The sequence below is a fragment of the Bradyrhizobium lupini genome (assembly GCF_040939785.1).
In the GTDB taxonomy this organism is placed as follows: domain Bacteria; phylum Pseudomonadota; class Alphaproteobacteria; order Rhizobiales; family Xanthobacteraceae; genus Bradyrhizobium; species Bradyrhizobium canariense_D.
The window spans coordinates 6,804,521-6,820,923 of the sequence record NZ_CP162553.1 but is presented as its reverse complement, the minus strand read 5'-3'; the positions used below and the strand labels follow the sequence as shown (position 1 = coordinate 6,820,923).

The window sequence follows — 16,403 nt, the reverse complement described above, 5'->3', positions numbered from 1 at the left end:
GCCGAAGGCGAGCAGCGTTGATTCTCCGCCATGCAGCGCTATTTTTTCGATCAGTGCGAAGGGCTCAAGGTGAGATTGGATCGGGTGGGCATGGTACTCCCGAATGAGGATGCGGCCCGGAAGGAGGCCCTGTGTGAGCTGGCCGAGGCGTTCCGCGAGGCCGCCCTGACCGACACGGGGACCCGTCCCGCAATCCGCATCAGAAACGAGCAACGCGTTGTGGAAACGGTGACTAGTCTTCTCCAAAGGGGCTGAGCTTGACACCTGGGGGACGTCGTCTCCCCCGCTCTGGGGGTAGTCCGGCTCCATTCGCCGGCATGCGGAACTCCTCTGGTTGGACCGAAGCTAACGGCGACGAATGAATCGCCGTCGGAGGACCCAACCAACCAGAACCGGCCGATGCGGCTGGGCATTCAGCTTCCGGCAGGCGGTTCAGGTCTGTGAACGCCTTTGCTCCCGCTACAGCGCTCCTAGCCACCACCCGCCTAGATCACCAGCTTGAGGCTGGGCCAACACAAAGAAAGCTTGCGCCGTCGGGCATCAGCTAGGCCGGCGGACCGACGCTTGTGAGCTGACGGGCGTACTCGCGATGAATCATTTGGAAGCAAGCACATGAGATCTGCCGAAGAAGGTCAGGATTAGTGATCTCGATGTGCCCGCGATGAGTGCTGATCACGCCCTGATCCTCGAGGTCGCTCAGGCATTCAGTCACGCTTGCGCGCCTCACGCCAAGTAACCTGCTGAGGACATCGTGGGTGAGCGGCAGGTTGTGATCATCCAAGCTTTGGCAGGCCACCAGCAGCCAGCGAGCCAGTCGCTGCTTGAGCGAATGGACTGCATTGCATACCCCAGATTGGGACGTCTGCACCACAACCACCGCAAGGTACCGGTGAAGGACCTGACGGAACGTGGGAAGACGGTTGGCCAACTCCAGGAAGTCGGGTGCGGAGAGCCGCAATGCCGAACCGCCCACCTGCACGATCCGCCGGTGCGGTGGAGCGTGAGCTTGGCCTGTCAGGAGAAGAAGCGCACCGACAGCGCCTTCGCTGCCAATGAGCCAAGCCTCCACATAGTCGTTCTCACCGACCTTCGCACTCACGGATACCAGCCCGTCCGTAATAAAATAGACATGTTCCAACGAGGAACGCCAGTGATGAAGGATTTGGCGAGGCCGAAGCCGCACTTCTTCTGCCCTGGACTTGATTGATTGGAATTCCTCTTTTGGAAGCAACCTGAGTAGCCGATTCCGTGAAACCGGCGCCGTCGCCTCGCTCCCCGTTGCTATATCGTTCAAGGCCGGGCTCCAGCACAACCGGGGGACTTTCCGGGATATGATTCCTCACATCAAACCCGAGCGCAAGCGGCGAAATTCCGCGCCGAACGGACACCTGGCTGGTATCGCTCAGCTTCTTGCGATCGTCGCTCTCCGTAGCCGAGCCTTGTTTGCATGGCAGTATTTGCTCTCCTCTAGTGCACTACTTGGGACAGGAGCAGAGAGATAACTGACGGCAGGCGAGTTTCGCAAACCTTTGAGCGTCTCGGTCGATGCACAGCGGCTGCCGCTTGGAACGAAAGCTGCTACATCTCCCAACGACGGCGCCCTCGAACACCTCCCTGTATCCACTCTGCCAGACACGCCCGTGCAACATCCCATTGCTCCTGCGACACGTTGTATGCGCGGTGTCGTACCAAACTCGGACGAGCAGGCAGGACTTAGCTCCGCTTTCGGAAGTAACTTGTCGTCTAAACGAAGGGCAGCTGGCGGCGACCAGCCCTGCTGAATAGCGGACCGGGTTCACAGGGTCCAAAGCGAGGCCACGATGTTGATCGACACCCAAATGGCCAACCAGATGCAGGACGCAATAGATGAAACGTTTCGAACTCTGCCTGAGATCTATAAGACCGACGAAGTAAAGCTGGAGATCGCGCGCGCCGTTGCGTTCAGCACGTTTCCATACCAGGCGGCCGCACGACGGGCCATTATTCAGATGTTCGCGACGCTCGATCGCGCGGTGAGAAATCGCAGGAAGCTGGCCAACCATCGAAACTAGTTCGACGGTCATAGCCGACACGACCAGAGTGCCGGTCGAGGGTACAACATGTAGCGCGCGAACTGTGGTTCCGGCGAAGTATCGCTCGGTATTGTAGATCCCAAGCGCCCTATCGAGAGGTGCCTTGATGCGACCCGCTGAACTAGCACACGCACGGGCTATTTTGGACGTGATCAGGCGAGCTCCAAAGAGGCGCGCTGCTTTTGTTGCCGCGGCGCCGCAATGCGCGCAGCGCACCGCGCAATTCAGGACACCGCGCAATTCAGGATCAGCTCAGGCGTGCAGTGTCGATGCTGATCTCAAACAGCGGGCCACGAGGGCCGCGCACGGAAAGGCGCCACTGCTGCCCAGGGTCCAGATTGCTTTCGAGCGTCTTCAGGGTCCGCAGCGCCTCGCGCCACGCTGCGTTATCGTCCGGCAGCTCTTCTCCATCGCGGTCGCTGAAGGATCTGTGATTGTGGATGTGGAAGAAGTATCGCGGCACTACGATGATCCTCGTCGGCGCATCGGCAGATATCATAGCTACAGATCCTGCTCCCGCAGAGGTTCAATGGCTCGATTTTCGGTACGCTTGCGCACAAAGCCGTGGGGCTCCCTCTGCTATTCGTGCCGCCCACGTCAATGGGCGCCATGGGCGGTGAAAATTTGTTACTCACGGGTACGATGGCTCGTGGAGCGCACGAGTTCTAACGAACGACTGGCGCCCCGCGGCGTTGTAGGTGCAACACCCACTTCCGCTCCCTCCTGTGCGAAAGTACCCGCATGAACGCGCGCACAACAAACGGCTCTCAATCGCGAAATGGCTCGCTCTGGAATCTTGCGGCTCTAGGCCAACTCCGAGGCGCGCTTACTGTTGACGACATTCGCAAGTCGCTTCCGATCGATCGGATGAGCGATGAAGACGTCGCGGCAACAATGGCCTATCTTGAAGAAAAAGGCATTGAGGTCCTAGTGGACCCGAAATTGCTCGTTGGGTCCCCCAGGCCCTCCCCCGAAGCACGTCGCCATCAACCAACCGTGAGATTAACCAAGACGGACCCGCCGCGCACTGATGGCGCGAATTGGCTCGCGAGCCGTCCGCCGGAGCAGCCGGCTTGGCATGGATCTTCCGGGCACTCCAGCTTACCGACGGCAGCTGTTGTGTTGGCAGGTGCGGTGGTTTGCATGTTATTCGCCATCCTGCTCTGGGTGTTGCGGTGAGCACTGGCTGCAGACTTCGTCGCAGGTTCTGTGCTCTGCCGTACGGACGTCGGTCCGCAATGGAGTGGGCGTGTGATGCCCGTATGGTTGAGCGCTGGCCTGTGGGGGGTACTGGGAGCTTCGTCGCTGGTGGCAGGAGCAGCTGTGGCTTACCTTGCGACACTGCCAAGATGGCTTGTCGCCGGAATAATGTCGTTTGGATGCGGCGTCCTGATTTCAGCGGTGGCGTACGATCTGCTCGAAGATGGCTATGAGGAAGGCGGACTATTGCCGATCCTTGCCGGTGCCCTCATCGGCTCACTGGCATATGCGCTCGCCGATCACATCGTTTCGAAACGCGGCGGGCATCACCGGAAGCAGTCGGGCGATCAACAGCAGCAAGCCGGAACGGGGGCCGGTATGGCGATCGCGGTTGGCTCGCTCCTGGACGGAATACCCGAAAGCGTCGTTCTCGGCCTCACGCTTTTGAGTGGAAAAGGCGTAAGCATCGCCATGCTCGCCGCGATCTTCCTCTCAAACTTTCCGGAGGGGCTCTCGAGCGCGGTCGGAATGCGCAAGGCGGGCCGCAGCGCGAAGTACATTTTCGGGCTGTGGATCACGATCGCCGTATTGTCCGGTCTGAGTTCGCTCTGCGGAGCAGCGTTTTTGGCCGGGGCCTCGCCAAAGCTGACTGCGACGGTGAACGCGATAGCGGCCGGCGCGCTCCTCACTATGGTCGTGAATACCATGATCCCAGAGGCCTTCGAGGTTGAGCAGAAGATTACCGGAGTGCTTGTGGTGGTCGGGCTTTTAGTTGCATTTGTTTTGTCAAACGCAAGTGGATGATGCCGGGCTTACCGAATTCTCGTGTGGCATCCGCCCCCGCGCCGGCGGTGAAGCCGGTCCGGGGTCGCGGGATCGAGCCGTGGATCCCGCTCGCGCGAGAGCATCTCACCCTCGACCGGAGAAGGGGCGGCGCGAGCCGGTCCGTCGCGGCGGCGCCGGAGGTCTTGCGACCTCGCGCGCCGTCCGACCGCGCCCGCGGCGCGCCCCCCGACGTCCTGCATGGACCACTGATAATCCGGCCGATAGCCTGCTCCACGACGACCACACATGCTTCCGCGCGATCCTTGCAGGTCGCGGGAGGGTGACGCGGTCGCCGGAGGCGAGAACCACCAAGATGGTCTCGCCGGAAGCCGGCAGTCGTTCGGAAAGGGCGATCGCCCGACGGGCGCCACCCGAGCGTGCCTGAAACCCTCTGAGACCCCAGTTTTCTCCGACGAGAGAGGCCTTTGGCACGGGGCGCGGCACCGCCTCCTTCAACCATCAGAGGGGCCGCTCCCCGAGAGACCTAGGCAGGGCAGAACCAAGACTACTTTTCCTAGGGGAAAAGACGCACCGAACGCCCGTTGACGCTGGCGGCCCCATGTGTGCTGGCGGCCATACGGCGAAGGCCGCAGCGTGATGTGAAATCGCTGCGGCCCGCGCCTGGTCAATGAAGCCGGGTGAAAAAGATCAAGTGAAGTATGCAGCCAGCCCCGGTACCGAAATTCTGACTTAGCCGGAGCTCGTTTGCAAATACAATTTCGGCGGAACCGAACTCCACTTTACGTGCATTTAGTTCCGACAGGGAACAGGGGTCTCGGGTCTTTAGTGTCGCGGTGCGACCCCTTCCGTCCGCCTGATCCAGGTAGCGAAACCTCGGCAGGAGTGTGCTTGCTGCGACGCTGCGCGTAGGTGGAGCGCAAGGAGAGTTGCGCAAAGAAGATCGTCCGGAGCGTGCCGCGGGTACAGCTACGGTACACTCGCGCTGACACGCTTCGCCTACTTTATGTAGGAAGCGCCGTGCCTCATGGGCCCGTTGGCGGCGGCGCCGACTTGACCGCGCGTTTGGGATTACGTGCGGACCTCTAGGCACCGGGGTCAGATGAGCTGTCGCGAACGCCGGCGACACCCGGGATCGCGTCCAGCCGGTTTTGCTTGTCACGCTTGCCAGGAGATGATGCGTCGATTGAACTCCCGCATTTGGGTTTCTGAAACAGCGGAACCATCACCGGCGCTCTGGTGTCCAGGTCTAGACCGCCAGAGCCGACCGATCGAAGCGCCGCAGCCAGGCGCCATCTTCTTCGCACCGCGAACCTGAGACCCCTCTTCTGGAGCAATCTAACCTGACGTCCTCACACATCCGGGGTGCGACGCCCTGAGTTCGCCGCTAAGTGGGCCATCCGCAACGGCAGAGCCGGAACGCTGCTATTCGTCGATAGACGCTCGTCGGGGAGCCCGCGGCTCCTTCTGGAGCGCGCCTCGGGGAGTGCCTCGAGAGAGCACGATGGAATGTTCGATGGCTTTGTGTGCGCGCTCCAGAAGTTTCCGCGTCTCCTCACTAACCGGCCGGTTCATAGAGTGCTCTCGGTCTGTGCAGCGGGAGCACAATAAAGCTCTTGGCTATGGGAAGCTCGCGAGTGCCCTTTGCCGGTGATGCAGGGCAACTGCCCTGCACCGCTATCGTTCAAAAGTATACTTATCCGGTCGCGACGAACCGAACCCCGCGTGTTCCCCGCAGTCCGGAGATCTCGAAACCCGGGGCATTCGTCCCCAGCTGCCTGAGCGATGGCGCGTTGCACGCGGTTTGCGGCGGTCGCCGGCCGGTCTCGGTCTGTCAAAGCTTCAGGTCGAACTGGCTGCGCAGCCGCCTAGCAATTGCTCGTTTCCTCGCAACGGTCCTGGTCCGGCTACGGCACGTCCCTTGTGATCTCGCCTTCGATGAACCTTCGTGCGGCAACCTCCAGCCTGATCTATGCCTCAAGCTGTCGTGGATAACGGCGAGCGATCGGCCGATCGAGAAAGTTCATGCGTTGTTGCCAAGCCCTCCGATGGTCTGCATTGAAGGTGTCCACCATCGATTTCGATCCTGTCCCCGATGTAATTCGCGCAGGGCAAATAGGTTTTGAATCCGAGAGCGGTTTTGGGTAGCTTGTGGCCGTTGGAGCTCGGACACTGAACGACCGTTCTGGGAGTTCGAGTTAGCGGACACAAGCTCAATCAGCCGCTCCGATTTACCTTAGCTTTACTTGGGTGTCTCCTAGCCTGTGCGGAAGCGCCTCCGCTTGGGCTGCAACCGCAGTGGCATGAAATGGTCTCGGCATCTAACAGAATTGCCCTCTTCATAGACGGCGCTAACCTCTACGCCACCTCCAGAAGCTTGGGCTTCGATCTTGACTATAGACGGCTGTTGAAAGAGTTCGAAGGGCGCGGCACGTTGGTACGCGCGTTCTACTATACCGCCGTTATCGAGGATCAGGAGTACTCGTCGATCCGGCCGCTGATCGACTGGCTCGACTACAATGGCTTCATGGTGGTCACGAAGGCGACGAAGGAATTTTTCGACGCCTCAGGACGGCGCAAGGTCAAGGGCAACATGGACATCGAACTGGCGGTCGACGCCATGGAGATGGCCGAGCGTCTCGACGAGATGGTGCTGTTCACAGGCGACGGCAATTTCCGTTCGCTGGTCGAGGCGGTGCAGCGGCGGGGCGTGCGCGTGACAGTCGTGTCGACGATATCAATCCAGCCGCCGATGATCGCCGACGAACTCAGGCGGCAGGCCGATGTCTTTGTCGATCTCGTGGAGCTCCAAGCGAGGGTGGGGCGAAATCCCCCCGAGCGCCCGCCGCCACCCGACCGCGGAGAACCCCGCTTACCGCACTTCATGCCGCGCGGGAGCAGCACCCGGCGTTCCGGAGAAGGCTCGAGCGGTTCCTAAATCTCATTTCTTTGACGCGGCAGCTCGCGTTCGTACTCTCGGCACACCGATGTAGCCGGCTGCAGCGACTCGGCGAGCGGCGCCAATTGGGCATGCCGCGCGCGCTGCTCTGCCCTCCAACTTCGTCACCGTCAGTCTGGGTGCGCGACGACTCCCGACCCAAGCCTCGGAGCGAGGATCCTCATTTGCCGCCGGCAGAACGGTCTCTCCGTGCTGCTACGGAGAGCGGACGCGATCGCCTGATCACTTCGGCTTGGGTGATCGCTTGGCCTTGCGGGCCGGACGCTTAGTCTCTCTGCCCAAGCGGCAGCCGGCCGCGGCTCAATTAAGCGTCGACGATGTCGCTCGTTTCCGATTTTTTGCCTACGTCTGTCGATTTGCCGCACACCGAACTCAGGATGGATCAGCCGCCGCTTGCGAATCCCGGGTAGAGGCTCATTCCTCCGTCGACGAATAGGGTGGCGCCAGTCACATAGTCTGCTGCGTCCGAAGCGAGCCATGCCACCGCCTGCGCGACGTCATGTGGTTCTCCGATCCGCTTGTACGGCACCAACGACATCAGCCCCCCGAGAGCCTCCGCGGTCTCCCAGGCGGGGCGATTGATGGGCGTTCGAATGGCGCCTGGAGCCACGCCATTGGCGCGAATTGCCAAGGGGGCGACTTCCTGGGCGACACTCCGCATCAATTGCATCACGCCCCCCTTCGAAGAAGCATAGTTGACGTGACCCGCCCATGGTATCTCCTGGTGCACCGAGCTCATGAAGACGAGCTTGCCTGCGGCGACCGAGACCTCGCTGACTACCCCGCGCCTCATGAACTCCCGGACAGCCTCCCGCGCGCACAGGAATTGGCCGGTGAGGTTCACGCCGATCACCTTGTTCCATTGCTCGAGCGTCAGTTCATGGAAAGCAGCATCGCGCTGCAGTCCCGCGTTGTTCACCAGGATGTGTAACGTTCCGAAATGCTCGATGGCCTGTGCGAACATCGACCTGACCTGCTCTTCATCGCTGACGTCCGCCCTGATCGCGATCGCCCGGCCGCCGGAAGTCTCGACGGAGTGGGCGACCTCCTCCGCCGCTGCCGGATCGACCACGTAGTTGACCACGACGTCGGCGCCGCTTGCTGCTAATCCGAGGGCGACCGCTTTTCCGATCCCGGAATTCGCTCCGGTGACCAGCGCCGGCTGGCCTTTGAGCACGAGGGGGTAGCGGCTGGCCGGATGGTCACGGCTGATTGCTATAGGCGCGGAAGCTGCTTCATCCATGTTTTCCTCCGGGCACGCCATCCGGTTTCGTCACTGGCTGTGCGGCTGCATTTCTGCCGCCGCGTTGGTTCGAGGGCTTTTCGACGTGCGTCAGGTTGTGCGCCGTGTTGACCAGCGCGATGTGCGAGAACGCCTGCGGGAAATTTCCGACCAGCCGGCGCCGCGAGACGTCATATTCCTCGGACAGCAGCCCAACGTCGTTGCAGAGACCTACAAGGCGCTCGAACAGCTTTACGGCGTCCTCATGCCGGCCGACCATGTGGTAGGCGTCCGCGAGCCAGAAGCTGCAAGCCAGAAACATGCCCTCTCCTGGCGGCAAGCCGTCGTCGGTCGAAGCGGTATCGTAGCGCCGGACGAAGCCCTCGGTCACAAGATCCCGCTCGATGGCGGAGATCGTGGAAATCACGCGGGAATCTTCCGGCGGAAGAAAGCCGACGGCCGGAATCAGGAGCAGGCTGGCGTCAAGTTGAGATTCCCCGTAGGCTTGGACAAACGATTTACGCTCCGGATCGAAGGCGCGCCTACAGACATCGTTGTGGATGTCGGCTCGGACTTCCTTCCATTCGTCGACAGGGCCTTCCATGCCGAACTCGCTGGCGCTCTTGATCGCGCGGTCGAAGGCGACCCAGGCCATCACCTTGGAATGCGTGAAATGCTTCCGGCCACTCCGAACCTCCCAGATACCTTCGTCCGGCTCGGTCCAGATCGATTTGAGATGGTGAAGGAGCGCGCATTGAATCTGCCAGGCCCGCTTGTTTTCGCGAAGTCCCCCGCGACGGGCCTGGTACAGCGCGTCCATGAGTTCGCCGTACACGTCTAGCTGGAGCTGCGCGTGTGCCGCGTTACCGATGCGAACGGGCTTGGACCCTTCGAACCCGGCGAGCCATGGGACTTCCCATTCCGTGAGGCGGCGCTCGCCCGTGACGCCGTACATGATCTGAAGCTGCGTCGCGCTCCCGGCGACGGCGCGCAAGAGCCAATCTCGCCAGCGGCGCGCCTCGTCGTAGTAGCCGGCGCCCATGAGAGCCAGGAGGGTCAGGGTCGCATCGCGAACCCAGCAGAAGCGGTAGTCCCAATTCCTCGATCCGCCGATCTGCTCGGGAAGCGAAGTGGTCGCCGCTGCTACGATCCCGCCGGAAGGCCTGAACGTTAGCGCCTTCAGCGTAATGACCGACCGCAGGACGGCATCCGAATAAGGGCCAGCCTCGTTGCAGCGCCCGGACCAATCACCCCAGAAGCGGTCCGTCTCGCTGAGGGCGTCCTCCGGATCGATAGGCTTCTCCGGGCGGAGGTAGGATGGCTGGTACGACAGCACGAATGTCACCTTCTGGGCGGCCCTAACGGAAAACGAGCCGATCGCTTTCTCGGATTCTGCCCCGCAATTCAACTACGGTCCTGAGCACCAGCATGTGTGCACCCGCGACGGCGCTCAGCGCGCCGTCATGCAGACGACTCGTCCAGGGCACCGTCACGCCGTAGTCGAAGCGCGCAACCAGTTCGGTGCACATTTCGACAGTCCCTTCGAGCCCTTCCACGATCCGGACGATTTTCGAACCGTTCACCTTGGGGGGCATGAAGTCGGTCAGCCGCACGCGACCACTAGCGGTCCTGAAGGTGGTCTCGAGGATCAACGATCCCGGCCGGTAGCGGCGGCAGGCTGAATGCTGTTCATCCGGTCGGATCACGTTGTTCTCGTCGCCGAGCAGCTTGGCGAACACGCTGTCCGAGTCGAAACGCGGCAAGCAAAGCCAGTCGATGGAACCGTCGAGGCCCACCAGGGCCGCGGTCTCGCAATCACCGATAAGCGCGTAATCCTCAATCCCGGACACACATGATTAAGTAGGAGGATGGGCTTCGGTTCCTTTATGAGGGGCTCAAGCCGGTTCGGCACTCGGTCAGCCGACCGCCACTTCAACAGCAAGCTGCTGCGAGCAGACCGGGACAAAAAGAGGACTGCCCCCCTAGCCGTGTACCCATGAAGCCGATCACAGTCGCGCCGGGCCAGTTCCTCCTCAAGGACATCGGCCTGTTTGCAGCCTCGTTCTGGATATTCGTCGATTCGCCAAGGCCGTACTCGCGAGGTGAACGGCGGCCTGCTCCCAGCGGGAAAGCCCGACGGGCGCCACCGAAGAGCAGCGTCCTCCTGCAAAATCCTCCTCGTGCTAGAGCACTTTCATGATTGCCGACATTGTTCGACCGTTACGATCAGGGATTGCGCCGCGAGAACGAGATGGCATATGCGGCGTTGCGGACATCCACCATTGGATCATCGGACTGCTCGATCCCGTCGGTGAGTTGGCCCGGCAGGAACAGGAGCTTCTTTTGCGCCTCCTCACTGTTCGCCACGGCTTTGTCGATCGTCAGCACGCCAAGATCCACCAGCTTGCGATCATCAGGCCAGGGCTTCGATGGGTCCTTGGTTGAGTCGCCGGCGGCAGCGAGTTGCGCCTTGAACCGGAAGGTCACCGGCCCCTGCTTCAGTCGTGAGGGCAGCTCCTCCATCAGGAAGTCCGGCGTCATCTTCGCAGCCTCCGCCTTGTCCAGGTGCACGAGCTTCTCGGGAATCATCTGGTAGCGAACGGCCTGTCGCTGACCACCTTTGTTGACGAACACAAACGCATTGATCCCGAAGTAGGCCTCGTTAGCAAAGCTGTTCGGCGTGGCGACCGTGGCGAAGGCAGCCGGGACAGTGGGGTGGCTTGCCACGAACTGCTCAAACTTCGTCGGCTTGGCCGCGTCCGGCGGGCTCTGCGCGATTGCGACGAGCAGGTCGCGAAACGCCTCGCTGGTCGCGACGGGAAAGAATTTCAGCGAATTGATCACGATATCCGTGTCGCTGCCGTCGGGCAGGTGAAATTTCACCGAGATGCCATGCGGATTGGCGTCATCCGATCCGTCGGGCAGATTTGGTACTCCCGTGGAGTCCGAGAACCGCACCGTCACCGGGATGTCGGTGCCGCCGAAATGCACGGCCTTGCTCAAGCCGGCAGCTTCCGGAGATGCCTTAAACTTCCCCTCGGCCACGACCCCCTTGGCGTGATTGGCACGGAATCCAGCGTGGACGCCGAATACCTTGTTCATCTGGTTGACGATCTGCTCCTCGACCGGCGCGTCCTCCGCTCGGGTGACAGCGGGCAAGGCCAGGCCAAACGTGACCAGCGCGGCGACGAAGTTGCGGTTCATCATCAGCGGCTTCTCCTCTAACGGATATTGCAGCATAGCAGCATAGCTAAGCAGACCAACAGGGGCCCTGTAACTCTAACGGACCTTTGACTGGTTGACCCCGTCCTGTCGCGTAAGCTCAGCATGAGCGCACTGGGACGCACCGGCGATCACGGATCTGGGTGCGTCCCTGGCGCGGCTTGTTGGCTGCCACACAATTGAGGGGGGCCGAACGCAAAAATCTTTAGGTGTCTTACGGACGCAATCGTCCAAAATGTCGAGGGACAACTATGTTTGCCAGAATGACTACTGTGAGTGTCATTGCTTGCACTGCGGCCGCATTAACCGCGATTGACGCGTCTTCTTTGGGAGGGCCCGAGTTCTTTCTCCCCCTCGATGACGCGGCACAGGTTGCGGCACGAAACGTCTCGGTGAAGGCGGTCGATTACCGGGGCAGTCCGGCGCTCGAGGTTCGCCGCCTTGTCTCGGGCGCTGCTCCGGACATAGACACCTTTGCTTTCGTGCCCAGCTTTGACTTTCATAACGGCACCATCGAGATCGAACTTGCCGGTAGCCCACTTCCCGACGCACCTCCAGGAGCGCGCGGGTTCGTTGGGGTGGTGTTTCGGGTCCAGACAAGTGATGGGTCCTTTGCCACCGAGGGCATTTACGTGCGCCCGACCAACGGCCGTGCGGAGGACCAAGTTCGGCGCAATCACTCAACGCAGTATTTCGCGTATCCAGGTTACGACTTTGCTCGCCTCCGCCGCGAGGCACCGGGCCAATACGAGTCCTACGTCGACTTGAGTCCGGGCGAATGGACGCCGGTGCGCATCGAGGTAAAAGATAACACCGCAAGGCTGTTTGTCGGCGATGCTTTGCAACCAGCTTTGATCGTCAACGATCTGAAGCACGGACCGGACGCGCACGGCAGCGTTGGGCTCTATGTCGACAACGGCACTGACGGGCATTTTCGGAAGCTCCGCGTCCGGCGTACGAGCTGACCTGTGGAAGCTGATACCTCACCTTCCCTATTGCTCCGTTGCCAAAGAGCGCCTCAGCCGCCGTGATGTCTGCTTTCCCTGCGTACACCGGACGTGAAGCTGAATTGCGCAGGCTTTAACTCGAACCGGACTTGAAATTTTCGACGCCGCGGTCATCGCGCGGCCTTGACGCGACGATCGAACAGCAAATCGAGGGCCGAAAACGCGAAGGGAGCGAGGCAGCCCGATCAAGTAGATCAACGCGACGATCAGATCGAACGCACCGCTTGCGATAAGGCTTGCTCCGCCACTGCCCCACAAGCCATAGCCAGCCATCACACCAAATCCGGCGAACCGCAGAACGGCTTCCCCCATGACTAGCGGCGCACGGGTGGTAAGGTCCCGGGAACATACGATGAGCATGATCCCCAAAAACATTGCCATGCAGCCGAACAGATGCATCAGCATACCGGATGGCTCGGTTGGCGATAGCGAACTCGAAAGTGACGGGAACTGAAGTGCAAATCCTGAGACAAGGCTCACGAGCGCCGTCCAGAATACAATTTGCGGATTCCGATCGATGTCGCCCAGGATTCCGAGATGATCTCGCCCACCATTCCGATTTGAAGTCGCCCACCCGTTCCGAAATGATGTCGCCCACCATTCCGGGATGATGTCGCCCGGGTGACGAGGCCTCTTCTGGCTCCCATAGGGTCAACTCTTTCGGCTTTGCGAAGGGGACCCTGGATGCCGACGGAGAGGCTTGCGATGCGCCGTGTGCGCGATGTGATCAGAATGAAGGCGGCCGGGCTGCCGAGCCGCGAGATTGCGCGACGGGTGGGCGCGGCGCCCTCGACGGTGCGCCTGGCGCTCCGGCGGTTCGAGGCCGCGGGCTTGAGCTGGCCGTTGCCAGACGACGTCACCGACACGGTTCTGGAACTTCGCCTGTTCGCGAAGACCGGCAATGGCAACCGTCAGGGTCACCGCCGCATCGCCGAGCCCGACTGGGCGACCGTGCACCGCGAGCTCAAACGCAAGCACGTGACGCTGTCGATCCTGTGGGAGGAATATATCGCCACCGAGCCCGGCGGATACCGGTACTCGCGCTTCTGTGAGCTCTACCGCGCCTGGGAGGACCGCCTGTCGGTGACGATGCGCCAGGCCCATGCGGCCGGCGACAAGTTGTTCGTCGACTATGCCGGCGATGGCGTGCCGGTGGTGGTCGACCGCCTGACCGGTGAGCGCAGAACGGCGCAGATCTTCGTCGCCGTGCTCGGCGCATCGAGCTTCACCTACGCGCAGGCGACGTGGACGCAGGGGCTCGCCGACTGGATCAGCGCCCATGTTGGCGCCTTCGCGGCGATCGGCGGCATACCGGCGCTGGTGGTGCCCGACAACACCAAGGTCGCGGTCATTAAGGCGAGCCTGTACGACCCGCAGATCAATCGTACCTACGCGGAGATGGCGGCGCATTACGGCACCGCCATCTTGCCGGCGCGGCCGCGCAAGCCGCGCGACAAGGCCAAGGTCGAGCAGGCCGTCCTCATCGTCGAGCGCTGGCTGCTCGGCCGCCTGCGCCATCGCACCTTCTACAGCCTGGCCGAGGTCAATGCGGCGATCGGCGAACTGCTCACGAGGCTGAATGAGGAACGGCCGATCCGGCGGCTCGGCGTGACACGCCGCCGGTTGCTCGAGGAGGTCGACCGGCCGGCGCTTAAGCCATTGCCGGCGTCCCCCCTATGTCCTCGCCGAGTGGCGGATCCGCCGCGTCAGTCTCGATTACCACGTCGAGGTGGAGAAGCATTACTACAGCGTTCCGCATCGCTTCGCCCGCGCCGAGGTCGAGGTGCGGTTCACGGCCCGTACCGTCGAGATCTTCCACAAGGGCGAGCGGATCGCCGCGCATCAGCGCATGAGCGGCAATCACAAACACACCACCGTGCCGGAGCACATGGCCTCCAGCCATCGGCGCTACGCCGGCTGGACCATCGCGCGTATCCGCCAGGACGCCGCCGCGATCGGGCCGGCGACCAGCGCGTTGTGCGACCTCATTCTCGACGAGCGCTCGCTCCCCGAGCAAGGCTTCCGCGCCTGCCTCGGCATCCTCAGGCTCGCCGCCTCCTATGGGCGCGAACGGCTGGACGCCGCGGCTGCGCGGGCAATCGACATCGGCGCGCGCACCTATGGCTCGGTCAAGTCGATCCTCGCCAACAATCTCGATCGGCGTTCTGCTCACCAGCGTTCCGCGGACGATGCGCCGATCCTGCATGCCAACATCCGCGGACCGCGCTACTACAATTAGGAGATCATCCCTTGCTCACCCATCCGACCCTCGACCGCCTCAACGCCCTCGGCCTCCACGGCATGGCCAAGGCCTTCGCCGACATCGAAGCCACCGGTGAGGCCGCAAGCCTCGGTCACACCGAATGGCTTGCGCTGCTGCTCGAACGTGAAGCCTCGCTGCGGCACGACAAACGGCTCGCCACTCGCCTGCGCTACGCCAAGCTGCGCCAGCAGGCGTGCGTCGAGGACATCGACTACCGCACCCCGCGCGGTCTCGACCGCCCGCTGTTCGCTAAGCTTGTCGAGGGCCGCTGGATCGACGACCACGTCAATCTCCTGATCTGCGGCCCGGCCGGCGTTGGCAAGAGTTGGCTCGCCTCGGCGCTCGGCCACAAGGCCTGTCGCGACAATCGCTCCGTGCTCTATCAGCGCGTCCCGCGACTGTTCGACGATCTGGCGCTCGCCCGCGGCGACGGCCGCCATCCACGCCTGTTGCGCGGCCTTGGCCGTGTCGATCTGCTGATCCTCGATGATTGGGGACTCGAGCCGCTCGACGCCGGTGCCCGTCACGACCTCCTGGAAATCCTCGAAGATCGCTACGGTCATCGCTCCACCATCGTCACCAGCCAGCTCCCCGTGGACCAGTGGCATCTGCTCATTGGAGATCCCACCTATGCCGACGCCGTGCTCGATCGCCTCGTCCACAATGCCCATCGGCTCGACCTCACCGGTGAGAGCCTGCGCCGAACCCGGCAATCCGCCCGAAAGACCTGAGCCCGTGGCGCTGTGGACATGCCGCTGCGCTTGGACAACGCAATCGCGTTGCCCACATGCCCACAGCAACTGCAGAAGAAGAAAAACAGGTTGAAGTCGCGATTCCAGATTGACCACGCGGCTTGACCGATGCCAGAGAACCAGCCGGCCAGAACGCCTCGCCGCTGGGGGAGATCAAATCGGAAAGCTGGGCGACATCGTCTCGGAATCCACGGGCGACTTCATATCGGTACGCCTGGGCGACTTCGTCGGAATCCGCATACAATTGCTTCATGCTATAAGTTTATCCATTCATACAGGGGCGCTGCCGCTATAGGATCTGCGTGCCGATCTGGCGCTCACGCTGTCGCGACAGCCGCGGACAACGCCAGGCTGAACCGCGTGCAGGTCCGTAACGGTCCCTGGCCGTACGACGGAACACCCGTAGACAAGGATTTTTCTGCACCTGCGGCGGCGGGAGCCAGGCCCACGGGATCTCATTGTGGTCGAAGGGAAGGCGATAAGGCCTTCTGGACCAAGACCGACGCCGCATGGCCGCACGATCCGGCAAGGGCTTCGAACTCCAGCTCAGCTGCCTCTGAATGGTCGCCTGGTCGTCCGTAAACCCAAGACCGCGAAGGAGACGGGCGATGGGCCCCATCGAAGGATCAGCCAGTTCACGTTGGAAGGAGATCGCGCGATGAAATATTCACCGGCGTCCTTCTTGTCCTTCGGCAATGCACCCTTGTGGCCGGCGGGCACGATCAGGTACTTGCCCCGCTTCCCGCGGTCGGGACCAGGGCCGCCCTGCGTATTCAGATCGGAAACAGTTAAGACTTTCGCACTCGTCCTTGGATCTAGCAGCCTGAGAATCCAGCTCCGAACAGTGCGACCAGCTCGGCTTCCATTTCAGCCTGAATCATATCTGCTTGTCTCGCCAAAAATGTGACGGCACTTACCATCTC

Annotated in this window: 12 protein-coding genes and 2 pseudogenes; 7 read left to right on the top strand and 7 right to left on the bottom strand. The window is 61.9% G+C overall.

Annotated elements, in window-relative coordinates; genetic code table 11:
- Positions 1-544: 544 nt before the first annotated feature.
- Complete coding sequence (locus AB3L03_RS32590; protein ID WP_368507741.1) at positions 545-1,138, bottom strand: Crp/Fnr family transcriptional regulator; 594 nt, start codon at positions 1,136-1,138, stop codon at positions 545-547.
- Between the two features lie 682 nt (positions 1,139-1,820).
- On the opposite strand from AB3L03_RS32590, the gene AB3L03_RS32585 reads away from it, so the two are divergent.
- Complete coding sequence (locus AB3L03_RS32585) at positions 1,821-2,051, top strand: hypothetical protein (protein WP_204512666.1); 231 nt, start codon at positions 1,821-1,823, stop codon at positions 2,049-2,051.
- Between the two features lie 268 nt (positions 2,052-2,319).
- Here the strand turns inward: AB3L03_RS32585 and AB3L03_RS32580 are convergent, their stop codons facing one another.
- Positions 2,320-2,571: a tRNA 5-methylaminomethyl-2-thiouridine synthase gene (locus AB3L03_RS32580; protein ID WP_210350923.1), complete on the bottom strand. Its 252-nt coding sequence runs from the start codon at positions 2,569-2,571 to the stop codon at positions 2,320-2,322.
- A gap of 242 nt (positions 2,572-2,813) precedes the next feature.
- On the opposite strand from AB3L03_RS32580, the gene AB3L03_RS32575 reads away from it, so the two are divergent.
- The 3 genes from AB3L03_RS32575 (at position 2,814) to AB3L03_RS32565 (ending at position 6,993) form a co-directional block, all read left to right on the top strand.
- Positions 2,814-3,251 carry an RNA polymerase sigma factor region1.1 domain-containing protein gene (locus AB3L03_RS32575; RefSeq protein WP_368507740.1) on the top strand — a complete coding sequence of 146 codons (438 nt, stop codon included), beginning with the start codon at positions 2,814-2,816 and terminating at the stop codon, positions 3,249-3,251.
- 222 nt (positions 3,252-3,473) lie between these two features.
- A complete protein-coding gene (locus AB3L03_RS32570; protein WP_368507739.1) occupies positions 3,474-4,076 on the top strand; it encodes a ZIP family metal transporter in 603 nt (200 codons plus the stop codon).
- 2,287 nt (positions 4,077-6,363) lie between these two features.
- Positions 6,364-6,993: an NYN domain-containing protein gene (locus AB3L03_RS32565; protein ID WP_368507738.1), complete on the top strand. Its 630-nt coding sequence runs from the start codon at positions 6,364-6,366 to the stop codon at positions 6,991-6,993.
- Positions 6,994-7,396: 403 nt separating this feature from the next.
- On the opposite strand, the gene AB3L03_RS32560 is transcribed toward AB3L03_RS32565, so the two are convergent.
- The 3 genes and pseudogenes from AB3L03_RS32560 to AB3L03_RS32550 all read right to left on the bottom strand — a co-directional run bounded on the left by AB3L03_RS32560 (position 7,397) and on the right by AB3L03_RS32550 (position 11,443).
- Positions 7,397-8,257 (bottom strand): SDR family oxidoreductase, encoded by an 861-nt coding sequence (locus tag AB3L03_RS32560; protein WP_368507737.1) that lies wholly within the window; start codon positions 8,255-8,257, stop codon positions 7,397-7,399.
- Positions 8,250-10,086: pseudogene (locus tag AB3L03_RS32555) on the bottom strand (glycoside hydrolase family 15 protein). Before AB3L03_RS32555 ends, AB3L03_RS32560 begins: the two are co-directional and overlap by 8 nt.
- A gap of 376 nt (positions 10,087-10,462) precedes the next feature.
- A complete protein-coding gene (locus AB3L03_RS32550; protein WP_368507736.1) occupies positions 10,463-11,443 on the bottom strand; it encodes a catalase family peroxidase in 981 nt (326 codons plus the stop codon).
- Between the two features lie 266 nt (positions 11,444-11,709).
- Here AB3L03_RS32550 and AB3L03_RS32545 point away from each other — a divergent pair, with 266 nt between their 5' ends.
- Positions 11,710-12,423, top strand: coding sequence for a hypothetical protein (locus AB3L03_RS32545; RefSeq protein WP_368507735.1), 714 nt, complete (start codon positions 11,710-11,712; stop codon positions 12,421-12,423).
- A gap of 27 nt (positions 12,424-12,450) precedes the next feature.
- Here the strand turns inward: AB3L03_RS32545 and AB3L03_RS32540 are convergent, their stop codons facing one another.
- On the bottom strand, positions 12,451-12,870 hold the full coding sequence (locus tag AB3L03_RS32540; RefSeq protein WP_368507734.1) for a hypothetical protein: 420 nt from the start codon (positions 12,868-12,870) through the stop codon (positions 12,451-12,453).
- A 300-nt stretch (positions 12,871-13,170) separates the two neighbouring features.
- On the opposite strand from AB3L03_RS32540, the pseudogene istA reads away from it, so the two are divergent.
- Together istA and istB are read left to right on the top strand one after the other, a co-directional pair.
- A pseudogene (gene istA / locus AB3L03_RS32535) lies at positions 13,171-14,704 on the top strand (IS21 family transposase).
- An 11-nt stretch (positions 14,705-14,715) separates the two neighbouring features.
- Positions 14,716-15,459 carry an IS21-like element helper ATPase IstB gene (istB, locus tag AB3L03_RS32530; protein ID WP_007605871.1) on the top strand — a complete coding sequence of 248 codons (744 nt, stop codon included), beginning with the start codon at positions 14,716-14,718 and terminating at the stop codon, positions 15,457-15,459.
- A gap of 567 nt (positions 15,460-16,026) precedes the next feature.
- Here the strand turns inward: istB and AB3L03_RS32525 are convergent.
- Positions 16,027-16,302 (bottom strand): DUF1254 domain-containing protein, encoded by a 276-nt coding sequence (locus AB3L03_RS32525; RefSeq protein ID WP_368509100.1) that lies wholly within the window; start codon positions 16,300-16,302, stop codon positions 16,027-16,029.
- Positions 16,303-16,403: the final 101 nt, after the last annotated feature.

Excerpts from the sequence above, each read along its gene's own strand:
- AB3L03_RS32550 (WP_368507736.1), bottom strand. The coding sequence starts at position 11,443 with ATGATGAACCGCAACTTCGTCGCCGCGCTGGTCACGTTTGGCCTGGCC.
- AB3L03_RS32575 (WP_368507740.1), top strand. The coding sequence starts at position 2,814 with ATGAACGCGCGCACAACAAACGGCTCTCAATCGCGAAATGGCTCGCTC.
- AB3L03_RS32540 (WP_368507734.1), bottom strand. The coding sequence starts at position 12,870 with ATGCTGATGCATCTGTTCGGCTGCATGGCAATGTTTTTGGGGATCATG.
- AB3L03_RS32560 (WP_368507737.1), bottom strand. The coding sequence starts at position 8,257 with ATGGATGAAGCAGCTTCCGCGCCTATAGCAATCAGCCGTGACCATCCG.
- AB3L03_RS32545 (WP_368507735.1), top strand. The coding sequence starts at position 11,710 with ATGTTTGCCAGAATGACTACTGTGAGTGTCATTGCTTGCACTGCGGCC.
- AB3L03_RS32580 (WP_210350923.1), bottom strand. The coding sequence starts at position 2,571 with ATGATATCTGCCGATGCGCCGACGAGGATCATCGTAGTGCCGCGATAC.
- AB3L03_RS32565 (WP_368507738.1), top strand. The coding sequence starts at position 6,364 with ATGGTCTCGGCATCTAACAGAATTGCCCTCTTCATAGACGGCGCTAAC.
- AB3L03_RS32585 (WP_204512666.1), top strand. The coding sequence starts at position 1,821 with ATGTTGATCGACACCCAAATGGCCAACCAGATGCAGGACGCAATAGAT.